Annotated in this window: 6 protein-coding genes; 1 reads left to right on the forward strand and 5 read right to left on the reverse strand. The window is 31.8% G+C overall.

The annotated features are described in order from the left end of the window. The 3 genes from V7Q02_RS15705 to V7Q02_RS15715 all read right to left on the reverse strand — a co-directional run. A partial coding sequence (locus V7Q02_RS15705) for an FAD-dependent oxidoreductase (RefSeq protein WP_333862026.1) occupies positions 1–255 on the reverse strand: 255 nt, incomplete at its 3' end. A gap of 12 nt (positions 256–267) precedes the next feature. Then, positions 268–1,230 (reverse strand): sulfide/dihydroorotate dehydrogenase-like FAD/NAD-binding protein, encoded by a 963-nt coding sequence (locus V7Q02_RS15710; RefSeq protein ID WP_333862027.1) that lies wholly within the window; start codon positions 1,228–1,230, stop codon positions 268–270. A 253-nt stretch (positions 1,231–1,483) separates the two neighbouring features. After that, positions 1,484–1,825 (reverse strand): hypothetical protein, encoded by a 342-nt coding sequence (locus V7Q02_RS15715; protein ID WP_333862028.1) that lies wholly within the window; start codon positions 1,823–1,825, stop codon positions 1,484–1,486. 204 nt (positions 1,826–2,029) lie between these two features. Here V7Q02_RS15715 and V7Q02_RS15720 point away from each other — a divergent pair, with 204 nt between their 5' ends. Beyond that, on the forward strand, positions 2,030–2,296 hold the full coding sequence (locus V7Q02_RS15720; RefSeq protein WP_333862029.1) for a hypothetical protein: 267 nt from the start codon (positions 2,030–2,032) through the stop codon (positions 2,294–2,296). A gap of 125 nt (positions 2,297–2,421) precedes the next feature. On the opposite strand, the gene V7Q02_RS15725 is transcribed toward V7Q02_RS15720, so the two are convergent. Together V7Q02_RS15725 and V7Q02_RS15730 are read right to left on the reverse strand one after the other, a co-directional pair. Continuing rightward, positions 2,422–4,125, reverse strand: coding sequence for a GMC family oxidoreductase N-terminal domain-containing protein (locus V7Q02_RS15725; protein ID WP_333862030.1), 1,704 nt, complete (start codon positions 4,123–4,125; stop codon positions 2,422–2,424). A 69-nt stretch (positions 4,126–4,194) separates the two neighbouring features. Then, positions 4,195–4,848, reverse strand: a complete 654-nt coding sequence (locus V7Q02_RS15730) for a hypothetical protein (RefSeq protein ID WP_333862031.1) — start codon at positions 4,846–4,848, stop codon at positions 4,195–4,197. Between the last annotated feature and the right edge of the window lie 847 nt (positions 4,849–5,695).

The raw sequence follows: 5,695 nt of genomic DNA on the forward strand, positions 1-5,695 counted from the left end.
ATGAGCATGACTTGGAAAGTTTATATTTTTATGCCTTGTAACGCTATCTGTAATATTTATCAGATCTCCTGCTCCAAGAGCAATAATTTCTTCGGCAGCTGTATATCTACCGTTATTTCTCATTATACCCCCTACGTTTCCAAGGCCAAGTACCATGTCGGTTTTTTCATACATAACTACATCTGCTCCCGCCTTTTTAGCAGTTAAGGCTGCTGCACATCCAGACCAACCGGAACCAACTACTATTGCTTTCATTGAAAACACCTCCTATATGAATTCTTTATTTTCAAATAAATCTCTTGGATCCATTTGAATTTTGCATAATCTTTTAATTCCATTATTTCCACTGCTGGTACAGCTTGAGCATATTCCTTCACCGCAGTTCATTTTGGCATTATTACAGCAGGAGAATTTTATAGATTCATCTACTGATTGTATGATTTTATAAGTTAATATATCAGAACCACCACAATGAATTATATTTATATTTTCAGAATCTATGATTTCCTTTAAAATAAGCTTAAATTCTTCTGTAAGATTTCCATTATCTAATACACTGCAGTATATGGTTTTGGAACTATATTCTTTAAAATACTCCTTGGCAAAATTATTTTCAAATTGAGTATCCAGAATAGATATAATTTTGTTGTTATTATGATGTAGATTTTTTATAACTGAAATTGAAGGTGAGATTCCTATTCCTCGAGCTATAATTAAAGATGTACCGTTTTTTGCATTGTAGATATTTGACAATCCCATTATTCCATTAGAGAAGGGACCTCTAAGTAGTATTTTTTCGTTTTTGTTTAACTGAAATAGTTTCTTGGTCTTTATGCCAATTAATTTTATAGCAACTTTCAAGAAAATTTCATCTGTGTTAGCTTCCATTATTGATATAGGAACATCGTAGTAATTTACACTTTCTTCACCTCTCATAAATACAAAACTTCCAGGATAAGTTAGTTCTTTTACAAGATTTTCAGGAGCTTTTAATGTAAATATACATAAATCATCCTGAGGCATTTCTTTTTTTAATATATATGAGGTATAAGTTTCTCTTAATTTCTTTACTTTATTTCCATTTGACATAAATTGTTCATATATACATATACCATGCCAATTTTTACATTGGCAGAATTTTTTACCTGAGAGTTGAGAACAAGCCACGCAGTTAAGAGTTTCTGCAAGATGACATGGACAATAAATACTTCCAGCATCAATACAATACATGCAAATAACCTCCGTCTATTATTTATACTGTGTATAATATCAGGGTATTTTTTAGTAGAATATTTTGTTACTTTAAAATATATAACAATGGATATTATTTCATTTATTTAACTATAGGTTTATAATGCAATTTGATTTTTATATGATTTAATGGATTGGGATAATACATAAAATAAGCACCAGTTTTATTACTGGCGCTTATTTTGTGTATTATACAAGCTAAGTAGATTGTATGAAGTAAGATTTCAAATTATTAATACCAATCATCATAACCACTATAGGGCAGCATCACCGGCATGATAAATGCTATTGGCATATGATTCATTTTACGTCTTCTTCTACGCCTCCTTCCCCTTATACGCTTTTTGGGATCTTTTCGTCTATATCCGGGATAATACAAAAAGTTCTCATCGCCTTCCAGTTCATCGTCGTAAGGATCCTCTTCTATATACTCTTCATCCATCAATCTTGTATAAGGCATGGAACAGTAGGGGCAGTATATAGGAGGTTCGAAATCGTAGGGGTTTTCAAAGTCATAGGAATCCTTGGGAGTTTCCGTGTTTATATTGTCATTAACATCGTTATTGACGCTCATGAAGTACCTCCACAAATTTATTTACAATGATATACTATGAATAGAATGAAATATTTGTGAATGAAGATTAAAAAGAAGGATATTCTATTATTTTGTGGAATGTTACAATAATGGATCAAATTAAGATATATACTTAAGGAAAAATCTTGAATAATCACAATAACTCTATGACATGCAAATTGTTAATAATTAAGAGGTGATTTTATGAAATACGATGATTTTCCATATTATTTAAAGTACAATAATGAAGAAATTCAATGTCATGTTTTTAGGTGGGATGACACTTTAAGAGCAAAATGTAAATACAAAAATATTTTAGTAGAATGTACATGTTCCTATAAAAAATATTTAGGAGATATGTCTATAATTGAAGCCATGATTAGGAAACATTTAAAGACAATTGATGAAAAGGGGAAAGATTTTTATCAACATTATAAATTAAAAGAGTTAATAGAAATTTTAAAAGGTTAAAAATGGTTATATTAGCATAATACATGAGAGATTTAATATCTTTAGTATTCAGGTGGAAAAGGATCCACCTGAATTTTTGAATTAATTTGAATTAATTGAGCTGATGGTATACTGAAATTTTATACTCAACTAAAATATTTATGGACTATTTTTTCTGATGTACGTGTTGCAAGAGCCTGTGTTGTGAGTGTGGGGTTAACTCCTCCTAAACTGTTATATAATACACTGTTGTCTGTAATGAACAGCCTTTTTACCTGATTTGCTTCACAATTTGTGTCAGTAACATATCCTATGCGCATGGTGCTTTGCATATGAACTAATAAACCAGGGGTACAATCTGTACGCATAATTTTACTGGCTCCTGCCTTTTTTAGTATATCTGCTGCAATTGATGCAAGTTTATCCCTTTTACGTATGTCATCTTTGGACGGGATATATTTAATTACAGGTACAAAACCATTTTCATCTCTTATAAGGTTATCTAGTGTAACAGTATTTATAGCATTTGGTGTATCGTCAGTAATTAGTAAAATACTTAGAGTCTGTGGGTAGGCCATCATAATTTCTTTAACTTCTTTTCCTGCTACTCTGCCTCTGATGTGCCAAAGATCTTCTGGAGCAGGATCATGTAAAAAGTTGTATCCATATCTGCTTAGGGAATAGGATAGTGTAGAGTATATTCCAGGACTTACACCCAGCCCCTGAAGTGAGCCAAGACCAGGATAATCAAATCTGGCTGCTGAATTTTGCCCTACATAAGGCTTTACATCAGGAGTGCCCAGTATATCACTTAAAACTTTTTCCTGGAATATTCCAGATATACAGTCAAACCAATGGTTTGTAAGTCCTTTTCCCACCCAAGGATTATTGGGAAGTTTTGAATTTAACCACAACCTGGGGGATTCAATAGGCCCTGCTGCCATGACTATGACTTTTGACTTCAATTCATATTCTTCTCCTGTCCAGGTATTTTTACATTTGACACCTGTAGATATTAAATTTCCGTCGGTGCTTTTTTCTGTTATAATTTTCTTTACAAATGTATTTGGCATAATTTCTACATTGTGGGTTTTTAAAGCCAGAGGAATATAACTAACCAATGTAGAACGTTTTGCAACTTTTTCTACTGAAGGTCCTATACTGCATCCATTTATGCAGTGACCGCAGAGAGTGCATCCTTTTGTGCTGTATTCAAATTTGAAATTTGGATTATTTATGTTAGGATCAGGAGGTAAAATTGCATTGGGCTGGGGTCTATAGCCTGGGTTTATTGGGTCATTTGTTTTTAAAACAGACCATCCGGCTTTTTTGGCACCATAAAAGAATAATTCTTCCTTGTCTGTCATTGGAGCTGGGGAAACAGGAAGTGTGGCTTCAACCTTTTCATAATAGGGAAGTAATTCTTTATAAGAAATTGGCCATGTATCATTTATAGATGCTGGAAAAGCTCTAGGGCAATTTCCAAAGTAAAGTAGTGTGCTTCCACCTACGGAAGAGCTCTGCCAGGCAAAGCCTCCCTGTGGAAGTCTTCTAAACCAGGCAGGTTTCCTTCTGTTTGCAGAACCCCATCGAAATTTGCCGCTTATATTATCATTTATATCTCCTTCATAACTTGTAAAACATTTATGTAGAATTTCATCACTTAAATCCTCGAAAGTATTAGAGCTTACAGATCCCTGTTCTTGGAGTGGATTAGGCCATTTTTTATTTCCATACCATGTTCCGGCTTCAAGTAATAAGACTTTTATGCCTTTTTCACCCAGTTCCTTGGCAACAACTGCACCACCACCTCCTGCACCTATAACTATAACATCAGTATTTTTTTCCATAAAGTATACCTCCTGTTTTATCAAATAAGTGGTACCTAACTGCTCTTTTAAAATAAAATTATCATAACATTATTCTTTGAAATATCCCTTAAAAGCGTGGTATCCTTTAGAAGGACCAGGATATCCTGATTGTTCCCAACCTATAGGAAAATGTTCTAATTTTCGTTTGTTAGGTGTGTTCAGGCCGGTTGAACCATATGCAGACCATTCGGTGTAGTAACCTATTGTGATAAACATAATTATTCCTGCAGTTATGGAAATTATGAGACCGGGATTGTTATAAAAAGGCAATGGCAATAATTCAGGTTCAACTTCAAGTTGTTCTAAAAGAGTTATGGTACGAAAGCGATCCTCTGGCTGAAGGGATGCAAATATATATTTTTTCTGAAATAATTCAGAATCTATGGATTTTTTGTTTTTCTTGGAGATAATTAATTGCTTAGCAGCTATATCGAGCATTTTTGCAGTTGAATTGGCAAGATGGATATCCACCTCTAATAAAGGTATATGCAGAGAAACAAAGTGATTTAGTATCCATATTTCATATTCATGGATACTACAGTCCAGTGCACCGAATAATTGAATAGATCCATGTTTTTCTGCCAACGTAGGAGTTTTGGGTATGGCAGCATCCACTAATGCTTTAAAGGTAACACTTGTATGGGGAAAAGGATGTTTATTTTGATTTCTTATCATTTCAGGAAATAACTTAAGAATATTCATATTTATCATTGACTCCGTTAATATGTTTAGAAATTTTGTTTATATCAGTAGATTATTCAATAGATATAGTTTATCATCAATACAAAGTTTTTATTCATATTGCAGGAGGTATTTTCTATAGCTTATTCGGGTAAATGTAAATATTTTGTAAAGTTAAGCCGTATTGAGAAATTTTTAATAAATTTCATGTATACTGTATAGGTAGCTTTTTAATAAGAAGTTAAGAAATGATTTAATAAATAAAAAAGGATGAAAATAAAAAAAGACCTTTTCATACACCTATTCTATTTTTTTTCAAAAATAGAATAGCGTATAACAAAGGCGTTACTTTACATGATTTTTATTTTTTTTATGCGATAGAGTATTTTTTTCTGTGATATCAAAACATTCACAAAGACATTCCTCAATTACCTCCGAAGTTATTAGCACTGATTTTTTATCGTTTATTTTATTCAATGTCTTCACCGTCCTTTTACTTTTTTCTATTATATCTCTATAATATGTGTATGTCAATTAAAATTATACTAAAAATTAAAAAAAATACAGTTCGTTCTTCTAAAAGTCAGAATTAATGAACTTTTCTTATAAATATTCATAAACTATTAATATTAACTATAGTGTTGATTTTCTAGGATAGACTATGGCTATCCCCTTAGACTCAATGGATTTAATTTGTATAATTCAAGTTTTATATATGTATATTTAAGAAAATTCGAAATATTCATATGATTTTTCAGAAGTTTTTACTATTATTTCAAGATATGGAGTATTTTTAATTTTATATAGAAAAGTCACCACTTTACAAGAAAATTAACTGACCTTATCAGAATAGATTAAGGAATTAATT

Source organism: Clostridium sp., assembly GCF_036781005.1.
Classification (GTDB): domain Bacteria; phylum Bacillota; class Clostridia; order Clostridiales; family Clostridiaceae; genus Clostridium_B.